The 18,082-nt window shown below is 68.8% G+C and carries 15 protein-coding genes; 10 read left to right on the forward strand and 5 right to left on the reverse strand.

The genetic code is table 11. From position 1 onward, the window contains the following. Positions 1–115: 115 nt before the first annotated feature. Positions 116–1,546: an MFS transporter gene (locus tag A9310_RS20775; RefSeq protein ID WP_065632233.1), complete on the forward strand. Its 1,431-nt coding sequence runs from the start codon at positions 116–118 to the stop codon at positions 1,544–1,546. Here the strand turns inward: A9310_RS20775 and A9310_RS20780 are convergent. Next, the gene (locus A9310_RS20780) at positions 1,459–2,313 is read right to left on the reverse strand and encodes an alpha/beta fold hydrolase (RefSeq protein ID WP_065632234.1); all 855 of its coding nucleotides are present in this window, start codon (positions 2,311–2,313) and stop codon (positions 1,459–1,461) included. The two genes, A9310_RS20775 and A9310_RS20780, sit on opposite strands and share 88 nt — an antisense overlap. Before the next feature lie 118 nt (positions 2,314–2,431). On the opposite strand from A9310_RS20780, the gene A9310_RS20785 reads away from it, so the two are divergent. From A9310_RS20785 to hisG, 5 genes are all read left to right on the forward strand, one after another. Continuing rightward, positions 2,432–2,902, forward strand: coding sequence for a CinA family protein (locus A9310_RS20785; RefSeq protein ID WP_065632203.1), 471 nt, complete (start codon positions 2,432–2,434; stop codon positions 2,900–2,902). A 65-nt stretch (positions 2,903–2,967) separates the two neighbouring features. Beyond that, complete coding sequence (locus tag A9310_RS20790) at positions 2,968–3,768, forward strand: helix-turn-helix transcriptional regulator (protein WP_065632204.1); 801 nt, start codon at positions 2,968–2,970, stop codon at positions 3,766–3,768. Positions 3,769–3,848: 80 nt separating this feature from the next. Next, on the forward strand, positions 3,849–4,520 hold the full coding sequence (locus tag A9310_RS20795) for an HAD family phosphatase (protein WP_065632235.1): 672 nt from the start codon (positions 3,849–3,851) through the stop codon (positions 4,518–4,520). Beyond that, positions 4,517–4,780, forward strand: coding sequence for a phosphoribosyl-ATP diphosphatase (locus A9310_RS20800; protein ID WP_014926729.1), 264 nt, complete (start codon positions 4,517–4,519; stop codon positions 4,778–4,780). The genes A9310_RS20795 and A9310_RS20800 overlap by 4 nt, the downstream gene beginning before the upstream one ends. Before the next feature lie 90 nt (positions 4,781–4,870). Next, positions 4,871–5,716 carry an ATP phosphoribosyltransferase gene (gene hisG / locus A9310_RS20805; RefSeq protein WP_065632205.1) on the forward strand — a complete coding sequence of 282 codons (846 nt, stop codon included), beginning with the start codon at positions 4,871–4,873 and terminating at the stop codon, positions 5,714–5,716. Positions 5,717–5,794: 78 nt separating this feature from the next. Here hisG and A9310_RS20810 read toward each other — a convergent pair whose 3' ends face one another. Both A9310_RS20810 and A9310_RS20815 read right to left on the reverse strand, forming a co-directional pair. Continuing rightward, positions 5,795–6,640 (reverse strand): thioesterase family protein, encoded by an 846-nt coding sequence (locus A9310_RS20810; RefSeq protein ID WP_065632206.1) that lies wholly within the window; start codon positions 6,638–6,640, stop codon positions 5,795–5,797. A gap of 67 nt (positions 6,641–6,707) precedes the next feature. Then, a complete protein-coding gene (locus A9310_RS20815) occupies positions 6,708–7,592 on the reverse strand; it encodes a RecB family exonuclease (protein ID WP_065632236.1) in 885 nt (294 codons plus the stop codon). Between the two features lie 203 nt (positions 7,593–7,795). On the opposite strand from A9310_RS20815, the gene A9310_RS20820 reads away from it, so the two are divergent. The 3 genes from A9310_RS20820 (at position 7,796) to A9310_RS20830 (ending at position 13,297) form a co-directional block, all read left to right on the forward strand. Continuing rightward, on the forward strand, positions 7,796–8,626 hold the full coding sequence (locus A9310_RS20820; protein WP_065632207.1) for a tRNA (adenine-N1)-methyltransferase: 831 nt from the start codon (positions 7,796–7,798) through the stop codon (positions 8,624–8,626). Positions 8,627–8,827: 201 nt separating this feature from the next. Next, positions 8,828–10,645, forward strand: coding sequence for a proteasome ATPase (gene arc, locus A9310_RS20825; protein WP_058250428.1), 1,818 nt, complete (start codon positions 8,828–8,830; stop codon positions 10,643–10,645). A 117-nt stretch (positions 10,646–10,762) separates the two neighbouring features. Beyond that, positions 10,763–13,297, forward strand: coding sequence for an FHA domain-containing protein (locus A9310_RS20830; protein ID WP_065632237.1), 2,535 nt, complete (start codon positions 10,763–10,765; stop codon positions 13,295–13,297). Positions 13,298–13,337: 40 nt separating this feature from the next. On the opposite strand, the gene A9310_RS20835 is transcribed toward A9310_RS20830, so the two are convergent. After that, positions 13,338–13,763: a nitroreductase family deazaflavin-dependent oxidoreductase gene (locus tag A9310_RS20835; protein WP_065632208.1), complete on the reverse strand. Its 426-nt coding sequence runs from the start codon at positions 13,761–13,763 to the stop codon at positions 13,338–13,340. Between the two features lie 102 nt (positions 13,764–13,865). Then, positions 13,866–16,460: an alpha-glucan family phosphorylase gene (gene glgP / locus A9310_RS20840; protein WP_065632238.1), complete on the reverse strand. Its 2,595-nt coding sequence runs from the start codon at positions 16,458–16,460 to the stop codon at positions 13,866–13,868. Positions 16,461–16,527: 67 nt separating this feature from the next. Between glgP and dop the strand changes: the two genes are divergently transcribed. After that, the gene (dop, locus tag A9310_RS20845; RefSeq protein WP_065632209.1) at positions 16,528–18,027 is read left to right on the forward strand and encodes a depupylase/deamidase Dop; all 1,500 of its coding nucleotides are present in this window, start codon (positions 16,528–16,530) and stop codon (positions 18,025–18,027) included. The last annotated feature ends 55 nt before the right edge of the window (positions 18,028–18,082 follow it).

Consider the following 18,082-nt stretch of genomic DNA (forward strand, 5'->3'; position numbering starts at 1 on the left):
CGGTGCGCGTGGGCCCAGACTACGACGATCCCGGCGCCTCGCGGTCTCGTTCCCGGTGAGCATGATCCTCAGCCGGTCGGCGCCCGCCCCGGGGTCGGGGTTCTACATTGGCTCCATGTCCACGACCGGGCGTCGACGCGTCATCCTGGTCGTCTGCTGTCTGAGCATGTTCCTCGTCGGCCTCGACATCTCCGCGGTCAACGTGGCGCTGCCGTCGATCGGCGCCGATCTCGACGCCACGCCGTCTCAGCTCCAGTGGGTGGTCGACTCGTACACGCTGGTCGTCGCGAGTCTGCTCATCCTCGGCGGCACCACCGGCGACCGGCTCGGTCGCAGACGCATCTTCGGGGTCGGCCTCGCGATTTTCGGAACCGGGTCGGTGCTCTGCGCGGTGTCGCCGACACCGGAGGTGCTCATCGCGGCCCGGGCCGTCCAGGCGGTCGGTGGCTCGATGCTGAACCCGGTGGCTCTGTCGATCGTGACCAACGTGTTCACCGAGCCGAAGGCGCGTGCGCGGGCGATCGGGTTGTGGGGAAGTGCCTTCGGGGCGAGTCTGGCCTTCGGACCGGTCGTCGGCGGTGCGCTGGTCTCCGGCCTGGGCTGGCAGGCGATCTTCGTGCTCAACGTCCCGGTGTGCGTTGTCGCCCTCGTTCTCAGCCGGCGGTACGTCCCCGAGTCGAGGGCGCCCCAGCCTCGACGGGCCGATGTGGTGGGTCAGCTGCTGATCCTCGTGCTGTTGGGAACCGTGACGTTCGGGATCATCGAAGGGCACGTGCTGGGCTGGACGTCCGGAGTCATCGTCGGCTGCTTCGCGGTCGCTGCGTGCTCGTCTGCGGTCCTCGCCTGGTACGAGCTCCGCCGCGACGAGCCGCTTCTGGATCCGCGGTTCTTCGGCAGTGTGCCCTTCACCGTCGCGGTCGTCTGCGCGGTCATCGCGTTCGCGGCGACCGGCGGGTTCCTCTTCCTCAATACCCTGTACCTGCAAGAAGTCCGCGGGCTGAGTCCGTTGGGGGCAGGTCTGATGCTGATCCCGATGGCGGTTGCCTCCGCGTGCAGTGCGCCGGTTTCCGGGCGCCTCGTGGCTGCGCGGGGGACGCGGATGCCGCTGATCACGGGCGGGGTCGGCATAGCGGCGGGTGGAGTGCTGCTCCTCGACGTCGGACCCGACACCCCGTTCACCTACCTCGGCACGGCCTACCTCGTGTTCGGCGTCGGCTTCGGACTGGTCAACGCGCCCATCACGAATGCAGCGGTGTCGGGCATGCCGCGGACCCAGGCGGGACTCGCCTCGGCGATGGCCTCCACCGGGCGCCAGGTCGGGACGGCGCTGGGCGTGGCGGTGTCCGGTGCCATCGCGTTCTCCGGACGGGTGGGAACGGTGGCCGACGACCTGAGCGCCACCGCGCGACCGTTCTGGATGGTGGTGACATCGTGCGGCGTGGCGATCGCCGTGCTGGCCTATCTCGCCACCGGCGCCTGGGCGGAACGAACCGCCGTGCGCACACGCGACCGCGTCGAGTCCCGATCGGGCTCCTGGACGGCGTGAGATTTCCACCATCGCGCGATCAGCTCGACGATCCCGTCAGGCGTCCGCGTCCATCCGAGGTGCGTCGCGACGCCCCCGGCCGGACCGTCGGAGGCCCGGTAACACAGTGTCGACAGCGCGGCCTTGTCGAACGCCGCGTCGTAGGCGTCCGCGGCGCGGCCGGACACGACCTCGTCGTCGTGCAGCCGTATCGACAACGCCGGCAACGCGATTCGGGAGTCGAGTGCGAACGGCGCCCACCCGGTCAGCACCATGCGCGCCCACTCCCGCATCAGCGTGCGCGGCGTCGGACCGCCGAAGCCGCGTCGTGGCCACCGGCCGAGCACCGCCGCGACCGGCGTCACCGACGCGGCCAGTGCGGCGAGCGGGATCCCGCGTGCGCCGTAGTGGCGGAAGTGGGGGACCGATGCACCGATCGCCACGACCCCGTCGGGAGCTTGGTCGGTCCGTGACGCCACCACCGCCGCCAGCTGTGCACCCAGGCTGTGACCGAGCACCAGAACCCTCACCTCCGGGGTTTCGTTCCGCGCGGCGGTCACGGCGTCGGCCAGGTCGTCCGCCTCGTCGGCATAGGACCAGTCGGAACGTCGAGACGGTGGCTCGCTTCCCTCCTCGATCCCTCGCCGAGGGACGATCACGACGTCGAAACCGGCTCTGGTCAGGGCCTCCGTCAAGCGCCGGTAGACACGCGCCGGCACTCCCATCGCCGGCGAGATCAGCACCGTCGTGTGCCGTGTGCGAACAGGGTCGTTCTCGATGCGGGTCATGTCCCCAACGTCTCGCACCCGCGAGGCCGGCACCACTACCTACCAGGTAGTCGTTTCAGTGCGCGGCCCTGTGGATACCAACCAGCGATGGCCGACGCGTACACGAAGGGAGCGACACATGTCGGATGTGAGTGAGTTCTCGGAAACCTGCAAACGCGTGGCGGACGCCGCGATGGAAGCGGGCGTCCGGATCGCGGTCGCCGAATCGCTGACCGGCGGGAACCTGGCAACCGAACTGAGCAAGGCGCCGAACGCGGGTACGTGGTTCCGCGGCGGGGTCGTGGCCTACCACAAGGACGTCAAGTATGACCTGCTCGATGTGCCCGAGGGGCCGGTCGTGAGCGAGACCGCGGCGCGCGCGATGGTGGCGTCGACCGCGAGGTTGTTCGACGCCGACCTCGTCGTCGCGGTGACCGGTGAGGCCGGTCCCGAGCCCGACGAGGCGGCACCGGGAACGGTGTGGTTCGGACTGGACCACCGCGGCCGCGTCAGCGCCTCCCGGGAAGTGTTCGACGGCGAACCCGAAGAGGTCCTCACCCAGACCATCGGACACTCGTTGGAGTTGATCGAGTCCTGCCTACGGTCCTGATCGCCGGACGACCGTTACCCGTGAGGTAGTCGCCGCGCTCCCGCCCGGGACCTACCATGACCCCCATGACCGTCGAGGTGGGAAGCATGCTGCGGCAGTGGCGCTCTCGCCGCTCGTTGAGCCAGCTGGATCTCGCCTACGAGGTCGGTGTCTCGCCGCGTCACCTCAGCTTCGTCGAGACCGGTCGGTCACGCCCGAGTCCGGCGCTGCTCGAGGCGCTCTCCGAGCGGCTCGACGTCCCATTGCGAGAACGAAATTCGCTGCTCCTCGCCGCCGGGCACGCACCCCGCTACAGCGAGGAACCGCTCGACTCGGACACGATGGCCCACGTCCGGTCGTCGGTCCAGCGATTGCTCGACGCCCACAACCCGAACATGGGCATGGCGCTCGACCGGACCTGGAACGTCGTGCTGGCCAACGACACCGCGCTCACCCTCCTCGAGTTGCTGCCGCCCGAACTGCAGACCGGACCGGTCAACCTGTTCCGGGTGTCGCTGCATCCGGACGGATTCGCGCGGGCCACGCACAACTTCGACGAGTGGGCGACCTACCTGCTCGAGTTGCTCCGGCGGATGGCGCGGATCACCGGCGATCCGCGCCTCGCCGACCTCGAACGGGAGGTCTCGGGATATCCGACCGTCGCCGCACTCGACGGACGTCTCGCCCGCGACCGTGCCGGAGTCGGGGGACAACCGCAGTTGCTGGTGCCGTTCCGGCTCGCCCTCGGCGACCAGGTGCTGTCGTTCTTCAGCACCCTCACGACGTTCGGCTCCCCACGCGATGTCACCCTCGAGGAGCTGACCATCGAGCTGTTCTACCCCGCCGACGAGCCCACCGAGCGGTGGATTGCGATGATGCAGGGGTGACCGACACCGCCCCCACCGTCTCCACCGCCGGCCCCACCTCACCCTCGGGTGCGCGACTCCCCGCTGCCGTGCTGTGGGACATGGACGGCACGCTGCTCGACTCCGAACCGATCTGGGACGTCGCGATGGCGGAACTGGCCGCACGGCACGGCATCGTCATGTCACCGGAACTCCGCGAATCCACTCTCGGGAACTCGCTGCCGGACGCATTGGCGAAGGTGCACGACGCGGCCGGTCTGTCCGCCGCGGAGCGCGATCCCGATGCCGACGGACGCTGGACCCTCGATCGGGTCGCCGAACTGTTCGCCGACGACCTGCCGTGGCGTCCCGGCGCACCCGAAGCACTCGACCTGGTGGCCGGGGCAGGGATCCCGATGGTGCTGGTGACGAACACGGTGCGGGAGTTGACCGAGGTGGCCCTGGAGACCATCGGGCGTGGACGCTTCACCACGACGGTCTGCGGCGACGAGGTGGCGGTGGGCAAACCCGCGCCCGACCCCTACCTGCGCGCGGCGGAACTGCTCGGTGTCCCGTCGGCCGACTGTCTGGCCGTCGAGGACTCGCCGACCGGTGCCCAGGCGGCATCGGCGGCCGGATGTCCGACGCTCGTCGTCGAGTCCGCGGCACCGGTCGAGCCGGGTCGGCTGCGCGTCTTCCGGACCAGTCTGGTCGGGCTGGACCTCGACGATGTCGCCGGTGCATGGACCGGCGGTCTCGCGCGCATCTCGACATGCAAAAATGAGGAATCGTGAAGACTTTCGAGGAGCTGTTCGCCGAACTCAGCGACAAGGCGCAGAGCCGTCCCGAGGGTTCGGGTACCGTCGCCGCCCTCGACTCCGGTGTCCACACCCTGGGCAAGAAGATCATCGAAGAGGCGGGTGAGGTCTGGCTCGCCGCCGAACACGAATCCGACGAGTCGCTCGGCGAGGAGATCTCGCAGCTCGTCTACTGGCTGCAGGTGATGATGATCAAGCGGGGACTGACGCTGCAGGACGTGTACCGACATCTGTGACCGGCTGACCCGGTCCGGACACAGTCCACACGACACAGTTCTGCTCCATCCCCGCGCGCCGCAGGCGCACTCCACGAAAAGGACAACGAGATGCTGAGAGTGGCCGTACCCAACAAGGGTGCGCTCTCCGAATCCGCGTCGGCCATCCTCTCCGAGGCCGGCTATCGCCGTCGGACCGACGCCAAGGACCTCACGGTCCTCGACAACAACAACGACGTCGAGTTCTTCTTCCTGCGTCCCAAGGACATCGCGATCTACGTCGCCTCCGGCCGGCTCGACCTGGGCATCACCGGACGTGACCTCGCCCGCGACTCCGGTGCCGAGGTCGGCGAACAGCTGGCCATGGGCTTCGGCTCGTCGACCTTCCGTTACGCGGCTCCGGCCGACCAGCAGTGGGCAGTGGCCGATCTCGCGGGCAAGCGCATCGCCACGTCGTACCCGAACCTCGTGCGCGAGGACCTGGCCGGTCATGGCATCACCGCCGACATCATCCGGCTCGACGGTGCGGTCGAGATCTCGATCCAGCTCGGTGTCGCCGACGCGATCGCCGACGTCGTCGGATCCGGTCGCACGCTGCGTCAGCACGGCCTGGTGGCGTTCGGTGAATCGCTGTGCGATTCCGAGGCGGTCCTCATCTCCCGACGCGACGCCGACCTCACCAAGGCCGAACGGCAGTTCGTCGCCCGAGTGCAGGGAGTGGTGTTCGGACAGCAGTACGTGATGATCGACTACGACTGCCCCCGTTCGCTTCTCGATCAGGCGTCGGCGCTCACGCCGGGCCTCGAGTCGCCGACCGTGGCGCCCATGGCCGACCCGGACTGGGTCGCGGTCCGCGCAATGGTGCCCCGCAAGGACCACCAGAACCTCATGGACGAGCTGTCCGAGCTCGGCGCCAAGGCCATCCTGGCGACGGACATCCGGTCCTGCCGGTTCTAGCGGAGGCAGATCCACCCAGTTTCGGCAAACCCACCAGCTGCGAGCTGGTGGGTTTGCCGATTAGTGGTGGGTTTGTGGCTACTGCACCGCGCTGAGCATCACCGTCTGGGCCGACCGGCCGATGTGGCCGGAGGCGTCGTAGAGGTCGGCGAAGGTGCTGCCGAACCCGTCCGGACCGGCGATCATGTGGGCGTCGATGCCGACCCACGGTCCGCTCGGGACGCGCGTCAGGTGCACGGTGGTGTCGGTGTTCATCCACGTCCACCGATTCGGGCGGAGTCGGGTGCCCAACCCGTTGGCGACGTCGATGACGGTGAACATCGACTCCAGGTCCTCGGTCTTCTCGTCGGCGACGAGCGGGATCGCCGGCCGCAGCCACACCGCGGGAGTCGAGCCGTTGCGTCCCTCGGCCCGGACCGACTCGATGGTGCCGATGAACCCGAGGGTGCCCCAGTCGACGGCCTCGCCGTTATCGTCGGAGAAGCCGATCACCGCCTTCGACTCGTCCGGTCCGGGCGTCAGGGGATCGGGACCGTTCGCGATCTCGGCGGTGAGGGCGACGCGGAGCCGCCACCCCACCGAGCGGGCGGCGGCGCGGAACGTTCCGTCGGCCTGCTGCGCCTGCAGTTCGGTCTCGACGAGGCTGATCTGGCGGCCCGGCCGCACGACCCGGGCGGCGACCCGGTTGACGCCCAGTCCGACCGGGCCGAGGATCTCGGTGGTCACACGCGTGAAGTGCTGCGCCGGGTCGGGCTCGCACCGCAGCAACGACCGCATCAGCAGGGCCGACGGGGGACCACCGTGCTGCATCGTCGGCGACCACACGCTCAGCGTCGCCTCAGTCGGGCGGAAGTACTCGAAGTCGCCCTCGTCACGGGCAGCATTCGACGGGGCATCGATGGGTTCGTAGTACGAGTTCTCCACCCGAGTCACTCTATGACTGCCGACATAATGGGTCGGGGCGGGGGCGTCCCGCGGACGTAGGGGCTGCTCAGGCCGCGAAACCCGCCGGGGGACCGGGGTACGGCGGGATGACGCCCCCGAACTCCGGACACCGGGCGCGGTGCTCACAGAACTTGCACGACCACGACTTCTTCGGCCGGAAGTCGCCCGAGGCCACGGCCGTGCGGATCGCCTGCCAGATCGCGCGCAGGGTGCGCTCGAAGCGGAGCAGCTCGTCACGGTCCGGGCGATAGATCAGCTGTTGCCCGTCGGAGAGGTACATCAGCTGCAACCGGGCGGGAACGACTCCGCGGGTGCGCAGGATCGCGAGCGCGTAGAACTTCATCTGGAACAACGCCTTGGCTTCGTACGCCTCACCCGGCGACCGCCCGGTCTTGTAGTCGACGACGCGTATCTCGCCGGTCGGCGCGACATCGATGCGGTCGATGAACCCCCGTATGAGCATGTCGTCGGCGTCGATCTCGACGTGTTCCTCCACCGCGTCGGCGTCGAAGGCGGTCGGGTTCTCCATCGTGTAGTAGGTGGCGATGAGCTTGTGCGCATCGGCGAGGAACGCGGCCTGGCCACCTTCGCCGATGACCTTTGCGAGCTCAGGGTCGCCCTCGCACATCGCGGCCCAGGCGCCTTCGACCAGCAACTCGGCCGACTCCTGCGTGCGGAGCTCGGCCGGGAGGTCGAACAGATTCTCCAGCGCGGCATGGACGACGGTGCCCCTGGTCTGCGCGGTGGTGGGGGTCTCCGGGAAGCGGTCGATCGCACGGTAGCGGTAGAGCAGCGGGCACTGCTTGAAGTCCGCGGCGCGGGACGGCGACAGCGCCAGCGGGCGCCCGACGATCCCTCGCGCATCCGAGCCGGGGCCGTCCGGGGTCCCTGTCGGGGTCGTGCTGGGGGAGGCGTCTCCGACTCCGGTCATCGTGCTCACCCTTCGCAGGGTAGGCGCCGGGCCCGACAGTCCGAGGTCCCGACACTCGGGTCCGCTCGCCGGCCACCCGGGCGGCGCCCTTCCCGCAGCGACACGAGGCAGGACCGGCCCACCTCGTCGGGTAACGTCCACACGGCCCACGAACCCCTGCGCCGAGTCGCGCGGGTTCGGATCGTTCACGAGAGGAAGCACCAGTGCCCACCACCGGACCGTTCGTCGTCGGCGACCGGGTTCAGCTGACCGATGCCAAGGGGCGCAAGTTCACGGTGCTGCTCGACGAGGGAAAGCAGTTCCACACCCACCGCGGTGCCATCTCCCATGACGACCTCATCGGTTCGCCCGAGGGCAGCATCGTCTCCGCGACCAGCGGTACCCAATATCTGGCGCTGCGCCCGCTGCTCGTCGACTACGTGCTCTCGATGCCGCGCGGGGCCCAGGTCATCTACCCCAAGGACGCCGCCCAGATCGTCCTCGAGGGCGACATCTTCCCGGGCGCCCGCGTCCTCGAAGCCGGTGCCGGCTCCGGCGCGCTGACGTGTTCGCTGCTGCGCGCGGTCGGTGCCGACGGTGAAGTCGTCTCCTTCGAGATCCGGGATGACCACGCCGAGCACGCGATCCGCAACGTCGAGACCTTCTTCGGGGGACGGCCGGACAACTGGCACCTCACCGTCGACGATCTGGCGAACGTGGATCGGGACGAACGGTTCGATCGCGTCATCCTGGACATGCTCGCGCCCTGGGAACCGCTCGACGTCGTGCGGACCGTGTTGAAACCAGGCGGGGTCTTGACGGTCTACGTGGCGACCGTCACCCAGTTGTCCCGGGTGATGGAGGCCCTGCGCGAGCAGGAGTGCTGGACCGAGCCCCGGGCCTGGGAGACGCTCCTCCGCGAGTGGAGCGCGGTGGGCCTCGCGGTGCGTCCCGAGCACAAAATGCAAGGCCACACGGCTTTTCTGATCACGGCCCGGCGCCTTGCCGACGGCACCACCACACTGCGTCCGCAGCGCCGTCCGAGCAAGGGCTGAGCCCGGTCGCGGAGCAACGGCTCGTCGCCGAGCTGTGCGGTGAAACATCGCGAATACGTTGCGAAGACGCACATTTAACACACCGTCAACACCGGCGATTGCGCGGTGGACGGCGATTCGCCGTCTCGGCCGGTAGCGTAGGGATACGGCGCGAGCATTCCGATCGAGGGATCGGGTAATTGCCGGCGAGAGGAGTCAGCAATGACCGAATCTGACCGCCACGACGCACTGGGGGACCGCGCGGTTCCCGAGGGCGCCAGTGCATCCGACGAGGGCTTCGTCCCCGCCTACACTCCGCCCCCGCCGCGGAGCGGCACCGAGTCGCCGCTGTCGCGGAGCGGCCCGGACTCGTCTGCGCGCGGCGCAGCCGGCCGGCCGGCCGGGGATCTCCAAGAGCGGGTGGACAGCCTCACCGCACGCAACGCGAAGCTGCTCGACACCCTCAAGGAAGCCCGACAGCAACTCGTCGCTCTCCGCGAGGAGGTCGACCGTCTGGGTCAGCCGCCGAGCGGGTACGGCGTCCTGCTGGACGTGCACCCCGACGCCACCGTCGATGTGTTCACCTCGGGCCGCAAGATGCGCCTCACCTGTTCGCCCAACATCGACACCGACCTGCTGACCAAGGGTCAGACCCTGCGTCTGAACGAGGCCCTGACCATCGTCGAGGCCTGCGAGTTCGACACCGTCGGCGAGATCAGCACGCTGCGCGAGGTGCTCGGTGACGGCAAACGCGCCCTGGTCGTCGGTCACGCCGACGAGGAGCGGGTGGTCTGGCTGGCCGAACCGCTGCTGGGCGAGGTCGACGGTGAGGACGGTCTGCGTCGCAAGCTGCGTCCCGGCGACTCGCTGCTCATCGACACCAAGGCCGGGTTCGCGTTCGAGCGGGTGCCCAAGGCCGAGGTCGAGGATCTCGTCCTGGAGGAGGTCCCGGACGTCGGTTACGAGGACATCGGTGGCCTGGGCCGCCAGATCGAGCAGATCCGCGACGCCGTCGAACTCCCGTTCCTGCACAAGGACCTGTTCCGCGACTACCAGCTGCGTCCCCCGAAGGGCGTGCTGCTCTACGGTCCGCCCGGCTGTGGCAAGACGCTCATCGCCAAGGCCGTGGCCAACTCCCTGGCGAAGAAGATCGCGCAGGTGCGCGGCGACGACGCCAAGGAGGCGAAGTCGTACTTCCTGAACATCAAGGGCCCCGAGCTGCTCAACAAGTTCGTCGGTGAGACCGAACGGCACATCCGGCTGATCTTCCAGCGGGCGCGCGAGAAAGCTTCGGAGGGCACGCCGGTCATCGTCTTCTTCGACGAGATGGACTCGATCTTCCGCACACGCGGATCGGGCGTCTCCTCGGACGTGGAGACCACCGTCGTCCCACAGCTGCTCAGTGAGATCGACGGCGTCGAGGGCCTCGAGAACGTCATCGTGATCGGTGCGTCGAATCGCGAGGACATGATCGACCCCGCGATCCTGCGCCCGGGGCGCCTCGACGTGAAGATCAAGATCGAGCGTCCCGACGCCGAGTCCGCGATCGACATCTTCTCCAAGTACCTCACCGAGGAGCTGCCCATCCACGCCGACGACATCGGCGAGTTCGGGGGCGATCGCACGGCCTGTGTCAACGCGATGATCGAGAAGGTCGTCGAGCGGATGTACGCCGAGAGCGAGGACAACCGGTTCCTCGAGGTCACCTACGCCAACGGCGACAAAGAGATCATGTACTTCAAGGACTTCAACTCCGGCGCGATGATCCAGAACGTCGTCGACCGGGCCAAGAAGTACGCGATCAAATCGCAACTCGACACGGGTGCGCCGGGTCTGCGCGTCCAGCATCTCTTCGACTCCATCCTCGACGAGTTCGCGGAGAACGAGGACCTGCCCAACACGACCAACCCCGACGACTGGGCCCGGATCTCGGGCAAGAAAGGCGAGCGGATCGTCTACATCCGCACGCTGGTCACGGGCAAGAGTGCGGGCGCGAGCCGGGCCATCGACACCGAGACGAACACGGGTCAGTACCTGTAGCGACAGTGGTCTCGACCGAGCAGACAGCCGACTCCCACGGGGTCGGCTGTCTGCTCGACAGAACCGCGTGAACAGCGCCGTCAAGCACTAGAGTTGTCGGCGATGAACAGCACATCGATGGCGCGTGGACGAGTGATCGTCGACGGTGGGGCGCCGCATCCACTGGGCGGCGCTCCGCGCATCACCCTGGGGCGTGAGCCCGACAACGACATCGTGATCAACCATCCGATGGTGTCGCGCCGGCATCTCGCCATCGAGTGGCGCGGTACGGCCTGGTGTCTCGTCGACATCGGCAGCACCAACGGCTTCTTCGTCAACGGCCTGCGGATGGCCGAGTTCATGGTGCCCGGTACGACCCAGGTACGCCTCGGCGACGTGAACACGGGTCCGGTCGTCGACCWCGWGGTCGACGTGCCCGCATCCGGCGGCCGACCGCCCTCGAGTGGTCCCGGACGCAGCGTGCCGTCCCGGCCGGGTCCGCCGGTCTCGCGTCCGATGCAGTCGGGCTACCCGCCGTCAGGTCCTCGCTCGGCGGGGTTCCCGGGCGCGGCCGTCCCGGCCTCCGGGCAGATGCCCGCCCACGCGCCGGGCGGGCGACAGTACCGAGTGGACCCGATGCCGCAGGAAGTCCTGAGCGCGCCGCATCTGCAGGCGCTGCAGCAGAACGTGTCGGCGGTCTACCGGCTGCCCGGCGCGCCGACACCGCCCGAGCGCGAGTCGATCTCGCTCCGCGGAGTCCAGCGGATCGGACGCACGCCCGACAACGACATCGTCGTCAGCGACGTCCTGGCGTCGCGGCACCACGCACAGGTGTCCAGCCGCGGGGCCGCCCTCGTGATCGAGGACCTCGGCAGCGTCAACGGAACGTTCGTCAACGGCCGGCGGGTGTCGAGCGCGCAATTGACCGACGGGGACGTCGTCACCATCGGCAACAGCGACTTCGTGGTGTCCGGCGGCACCCTGATGCGCGGGCAGGAGAGCGCGGCGGTCGCCGACGGACTCCACGTCCACGGTGTCAGTCTCGTCGTCGACGGCGGGAAGCGTCTGCTCGCCGACGTGGACTTCAGCGCCAGTCCGGGGACGCTGACCGCGGTGATCGGCCCTTCGGGCGCGGGTAAGTCGACGGTGTCGAAGATCGCGGCCGGACTCAACTCCCCGACGAGCGGCCTGGTCACCTTCGAGAGCCGCAACGTCCACGCCGAATACGACGCTCTGCGCACCCGCATCGGTATGGTGCCGCAGAAGGACGTCCTGCACCACAAGCTCACGCTCCGGCAGGCCTTGCGCTACGCCGCGGAACTGCGCCTGCCACCCGACCTCTCGAAGGCCGATCGGGACCGGGTCATCGACGGGGTGCTCAGCGAGCTGCAGCTGACCGAGCACGTCGACACCCGCGTGGAGAAGCTGTCCGGCGGCCAGCAGAAGCGCGCATCGGTCGCGAYGGAGTTGCTGACAGGTCCGTCACTGCTCATCCTCGACGAACCGACCTCCGGTCTCGACCCCGCACTCGACCGGCAGGTGATGGCCACCCTCCGCCGGCTCGCCGACGCCGGGCGTGTGGTCCTCGTGGTCACGCACTCGCTGACCTATCTGTCCATGTGCGACCAGGTGCTGCTGCTGGCGCCCGGCGGCAAGACGTCCTTCTGCGGCCCGCCCGGACAGGTCGAGGGGGAGATGGGCACCTCCGACTGGGCAGAGATCTTCGCGTACGTCGCCGATCAGCCGGACACCGCTCACATGCGGTACCTGGACCGGCACCGCCGAGCGCCGAATCCGCCGCCGCCCCAGCGTCCTCCCGGTCCGCCGATACCGGTGCCGCACACGAGCTTCACCCGCCAGTCGTCGACCATCGCCCGGCGCCAGGTGCGGCTCATCTTCGCCGACGTCGGCTATCTCGTCTTCCTCGTGCTGCTACCCGTCGTGCTCGGCCTGCTCACCTTGGTGATCCCGGGTTCGAGCGGGTTCGCCCGCCTCGAGGTGATCCCGAACGCGCCGCCACCGAAGGACGGCGCGGAGGCGATCCAGATCCTCGTCGTGCTCGTCGTCGGGGCCGCGTTCATGGGGGCCGCGCTGACCGTGCGCGATCTCGTCGGGGAGCGCGACATCTTCGAACGCGAGCGCGCCGTCGGGTTGCGGCCCGGCGCATACCTTTTCGCCAAGATCGTGGTGTTCTTCGTCGCCGCGGTGCTGCAGACGATCATCATGGTCGGCATCACCTTCGCCGGTCGGGGGCTGCCCGACTTCGGCGGTCCGATCCTCCCGCCGCCGCTGGCGTTGCTCGTCGCGGTGGCCGTCCTCGCCTGCGTGAGCACGCTCGTCGGTCTCGCCATCTCGTCGGCGGTCAAATCCAACGAGCAGGTCATGCCGCCGCTGGTCATCGTCGTGATGGTCCAGTTGGTGTTCTGCGGCGGCCTGTTCAAACTCGACGGCATCGGACTCGAACAGCTGTCGTGGATCTTCCCGTCGTTCTGGGGGTATGTCGCCGCGGCCGGCAGCGTGGACCTCTACAACATCAATGTGGCCGCGCCGCAGCGCATCACGCTGTGGGAGACATCGGTCGCGCACACCGCACTCGCCTACGGGGTGCTCGCGGTGATCAGCGCGCTGCTGCTCGCCTTCACCTATTCGCGGCTGCGATTGAAGAAGCGGTGACCCGCGGCGGCTGACCAGCACTGACGGGCGGTCCGCTCCGTCAGACGTCTCGCATGACGGCGCACAGCACCTTCCGGTCGTCGTCGAGGCTGTCGGGGAGGGGTGCGCCGCTCCGCGACGCCGGCAGCACGCGGACGTCCCCGATCTGCCTTCGACGACCGCGGTGTCGGATCGAGGCCCCCTGCGCCGCGAGCACGTTCGCCACCCAGTCCGACCCGGCGCCATAGTTCAGGACGACCCAGAAATCGCGACCCGACGCCAGCGCCATGACCGGCGTCCGATAGCGGCGGCCACTGCGTCGACCATCGTGTTCGATGACCGCCATACCCGGAACGCGCCCGGCCCACAGCAGCACGATCCGGTTGGTCACGTGCTTGTTGAGCACCGCCACCAGCCGCATGCGTCGCTCGCCCAGCATCGAAGCGATCTGCGACGCCGTCCTCGCGACCGTCGACGACACGGTCATCCGGTCCTCCAGTCACTGGCTCTGTTCGACCAGTGTGGCGTGGCGAGGGCGGCGACGGCATCCGGGAGGACCCTGAATCGCCCCCGGGGATAGACGGATCCGTCAATCGGTCGTCGCCGGAAAGCGGACGAACCCGAGTTCGGAGTCCGACGACAACTGCGGATGGCGGGGTAGCACCCGGACGGTATAGCCGAGATGACCGGAGGTCGACGGCGGCACCAGTGCGGTGAACACCATCCGGCCCGACGCATCGCGGTCGGGACCGGGGGTCATGTCGGTGAACGTCGGTGCCAGGATCTCGCCGTCGTCGCCGACCCGGCCGAGTACGACCTGCACCGCGACCGACTCGGGCGCGAGGTCTCCCAATGCCACATGGGCGGTGATCCAGAGTCCGTCGGCACGTCTCTCGTCCTCCACACCCGCCACCAGTACCGACGACCATCCGGTCTCCAACGTGCGCCGATAGACCGCGAGGTCGCGTGCGCCCGCGTAGGAGTCGGCGCATGCGGACTCGTAGGCGCGGGCGGCCGGGCAGTAGAGGTCGGTCGTGTAGTCGCGGACCATCCGCGAGGCGAGTACCTGCGGGCCGAGCCGAGTGAGAGTGTGGCGCATCATCTCCACCCACCGGCGGGGCACACCGTCGTCCGCCCGGCGATAGAAGAGGGGGATCACCGTCTCCTCGAGGAGCGTGTACAGCGCCTGCGCCTCCAGATCGTCGCGACGATGTTCGTCGGAGATTCCCTCCGCGGACGGGATCGCCCACCCGTTGTCGCCGTCGGCCATCTCGTCCCACCAGCCGTCCAGGATCGACAGATTGAGCCCGCCGTTGAGCGCCGATTTCATCCCCGAGGTCCCGCAGGCCTCCATGGGACGGACCGGATTGTTCAGCCACACATCGCAACCGGCGTAGATGAAACGCGCCATCGAGATGTCGTAGTCGGGGAGGAACACGATGCGATCGCGCAGTTCCGGACCCTCGGTGAACCGGACGACCTGCTGGATCAGGGACTTGCCTCCCTCGTCGGCCGGGTGGGCCTTGCCCGCGATGACCAGCTGCACCGGCCGATCGGGATCGGTGAGGATGGTGCGCATGCGTTCGGGATCGCGGAGCATCAGCGTCAGCCGCTTGTAGGTCGCCGCTCGCCGTGCGAATCCGATGGTCAGGACATGCGGGTCGAACAGGTCGGCGGTCCATGCCAGCTCGGCGTGGGTGAAGCCGCGGTCGAGGTCGCTGGCGAGTGCTCGCCGCCGCACCTCGTCGACGAGTTCCGCGCGCAGCTTCTCGTGTGTCCGCCAGATCGTCTCGTCGGACAGGCCCGCGTACACCCCGGGCGCGGAGTCCTCGTCCCCGTCGGCGAAGTCGCGCCACGCCGGGGCCACCCAGGTCGGTCCGTGCACGCCGTTCGTGACCGCGCCGATGKGCMCATCGGCGGCGTCGAAACCCGGCCACAGGTCGGCGAACATCTCCCGACTCACCGCACCGTGCAGCTGCGACACCCCGTTGCTGCGTTGCCCGAGCCGAAATCCCATGTGCGCCATGTTGAACACGCCGGGGTCCGCCTCGTCGCCGAGTTCGGCCACCGTCGCCGCGGCCAGCCCGGGCAGCAGGCGGGACCCGCCGTCGGAGTCGGCGTCGAGGTAACGGGCGACGAGGTCGGCGGGGAAACGGTCGATCCCGGCCGGCACCGGGGKGTGGGTGGTGAACACGTTCGAGGCGCGGACCACCGCTTCCGCGGTGTCGAAATCGAGCCCGTCGGCCACCAGCTCGCGGATGCGTTCCACGCCGAGGAAGCCCGCGTGTCCCTCGTTCATGTGGAACACCGTCGGCTCGGGCCGGCCGGTGATCCGGACGTACTCGCGGAGCGCGCGGACACCGCCGATGCCGAGCAGGATCTCCTGTGCGATCCGGTGTTCCTGATCCCCGCCGTAGAGCCGGTCGGTCACCGCGCGCAGGGCGGCGCCTTCGGGCTGATCGTCGTTGCGATCGATGTCGGAGTCGAGGAGCAGCAACGGGATTCGACCCACCGACGCCACCCACACCTGGGCCGACAGGGTCGCCCCGCCGGGCATCGCGACCTCGACGATCACCGGCTCCGCGCCGTCGCCCGTGGCGAGGAGCGTGAGGGGCAGGTCGGCGGGATCGTTCACGGGATACCGCTCGATCTGCCAGCCGTCGTGATCGAGGCCTTGGCGGAAGTAACCGGAGCGGTACAGCAATCCGACGCCGATCAGCGGCAGCCCGAGGTCGGAGGCCGCCTTGAGATGGTCACCGGCGAGGATGCCGAGGCCGCCGGAGTAGATCGGCAGGACCTCGGAGACGCCGAACTCCATCGAGAAGTACGCGATTCCCGGGGGCACCACCCGGTCATGCGCCGAACCGTCCTGTCCCGATGACTCGGCCGCATACCTCTGGAACCACTGCGGTGCATCGAGATACTGCTCGAGGTCGGCGTGTGCCTCGGCGACCCGTGCCACGAAGTCCTCATCGTCGGCCAGCTCGACCAGACGGGTGGGGTCGGTGTCGGCGAGAACCCGGACCGGATCGCCGGTCGACGACCACAGGCGCGGGTCGATGGTGGCGAACAGCTCCTGGGTGGGGGTGTGCCAGGCCCAGCGCAGGTTGTGCGACAACGGCGCGAGGTCGGCGATCCGGTCGGGCAGCGGCACTCGAACGGTGAACCGGCGGAATGCTTTCACGGCGTCGACCGTACTCAGCACGTGCGGTGGTTGCGACCGGTGGCAAGTGAACATCTACCCTCGAAGGATGCAGCGAATCATCGGGACCGAGGTCGAGTACGGAATCTCCGCGCCCGGCGACCCGACCGCGAACCCGATCATGACGTCCACCCAGGCGGTTCTCGCCTACGCCGCGGCCGCTGGTGTGCCGCGCGCGAAGCGGACACGCTGGGACTACGAGGTGGAGTCACCGCTTCGCGACGCCCGAGGTTTCGACCTCGGCCGCGGGGCCGGACCCGCACCGATCATCGACGCCGACGAGATCGGCGCGGCCAACATGATCCTCACCAACGGGGCGCGGCTCTACGTCGACCACGCCCACCCCGAGTACTCCGCGCCCGAGGTCACCGACCCGATGGACGCGGTCATCTGGGACAAGGCCGGGGAGCGCGTGATGGAGGCCGCGGCCCGTCACGTGGCGAGCGTTCCGGGCGCTCCGAAACTGCAGCTGTACAAGAACAACATCGACGGCAAGGGCGCCTCCTACGGCACCCACGAGAACTACCTGATGGCGCGGGAGACCCCGTTCACCGCCGTCATCGCCGGACTCACGACCTTCTTCGCGTCCCGGCAGGTGATCACCGGTTCGGGACGCGTGGGTATCGGCCAGTCCGGCGACGAGGCGGGTTATCAGCTGTCGCAGCGGTCGGACTACATCGAGGTCGAGGTCGGGCTGGAGACCACGCTCAAGCGGGGCATCATCAACACCCGCGACGAGCCGCACGCCGACCCCGAGCGATACCGGCGACTCCACGTCATCATCGGCGACGCCAACCTCGCCGAGACCTCGACCTACCTGAAGGTCGGGACCACCGCGCTCGTCCTCGACCTCGTCGAGGCCGGGGTCGACTTCTCCGACATCGAGCTCGCGCGGCCGGTGCAGGCCGTCCACACGATCAGTCACGACCCGTCGCTGACGGCCACGGTCGCACTCACCGACGGCCGCGAGCTCACCGGCCTCGCTCTGCAGCGGGAGTATCTGGAGCGTTGTCAGAAGTTCCACGACCAGGAGCACTCCGACGACCAGCGCGCCGCACACGTCCTGCAGACGTGGGCCGACGTGCTCGACCGCCTCGAGCGCGACCCGATGGAGTGCGCCGACATCCTCGACTGGCCCGCGAAGCTGCGCATCCTGGAGGGCTTCCGCCAGCGCGAGAACCTGTCGTGGTCGGCACCGCGTCTGCAGCTCATCGACCTGCAATACTCCGACGTTCGGCTCGACAAGGGGCTGTACAACCGGCTCGTCGCGCGCGGGTCGATGAAGCGTCTGACCGACGAGAACGACGTGCTCGCCGCGATCAGCGAGCCGCCGCGGAACACGCGCGCCTACTTCCGCGGCGAGTGCCTGCGCCGGTTCGGCGCCGACGTCGCGGCGGCGAGCTGGGACTCGGTCATCTTCGATCTGGGCGGGGACTCGCTGGTCCGTATCCCCACCCTCGAACCGCTACGCGGCACCGCGGCGCACGTCGGCAAGCTCCTCGACTCGGTGGACTCGGCCGCCGAACTGGTGGATCAGCTCACCACCTGACAGGCCGCGGCGCCTCGCCGTCTCCGACGGCATGTGCTTCGTTCCGCCACAGTTG

Origin of the sequence: Gordonia sp. UCD-TK1 (assembly GCF_001691435.1) — a bacterium.
Taxonomy (GTDB): Bacteria; Actinomycetota; Actinomycetes; order Mycobacteriales; family Mycobacteriaceae; genus Gordonia; species Gordonia hongkongensis.

Coding starts and splice junctions, on each gene's coding strand:
- A9310_RS20790 (WP_065632204.1), top strand. CDS start 2,968: ATGACCGTCGAGGTGGGAAGCATGCTGCGGCAGTGGCGCTCTCGCCGC.
- A9310_RS20835 (WP_065632208.1), bottom strand. CDS start 13,763: ATGACCGTGTCGTCGACGGTCGCGAGGACGGCGTCGCAGATCGCTTCG.
- dop (WP_065632209.1), top strand. CDS start 16,528: ATGCAGCGAATCATCGGGACCGAGGTCGAGTACGGAATCTCCGCGCCC.
- A9310_RS20785 (WP_065632203.1), top strand. CDS start 2,432: ATGTCGGATGTGAGTGAGTTCTCGGAAACCTGCAAACGCGTGGCGGAC.
- arc (WP_058250428.1), top strand. CDS start 8,828: ATGACCGAATCTGACCGCCACGACGCACTGGGGGACCGCGCGGTTCCC.
- A9310_RS20795 (WP_065632235.1), top strand. CDS start 3,849: ATGGACGGCACGCTGCTCGACTCCGAACCGATCTGGGACGTCGCGATG.
- hisG (WP_065632205.1), top strand. CDS start 4,871: ATGCTGAGAGTGGCCGTACCCAACAAGGGTGCGCTCTCCGAATCCGCG.
- A9310_RS20780 (WP_065632234.1), bottom strand. CDS start 2,313: ATGACCCGCATCGAGAACGACCCTGTTCGCACACGGCACACGACGGTG.
- A9310_RS20815 (WP_065632236.1), bottom strand. CDS start 7,592: ATGACCGGAGTCGGAGACGCCTCCCCCAGCACGACCCCGACAGGGACC.
- A9310_RS20775 (WP_065632233.1), top strand. CDS start 116: ATGTCCACGACCGGGCGTCGACGCGTCATCCTGGTCGTCTGCTGTCTG.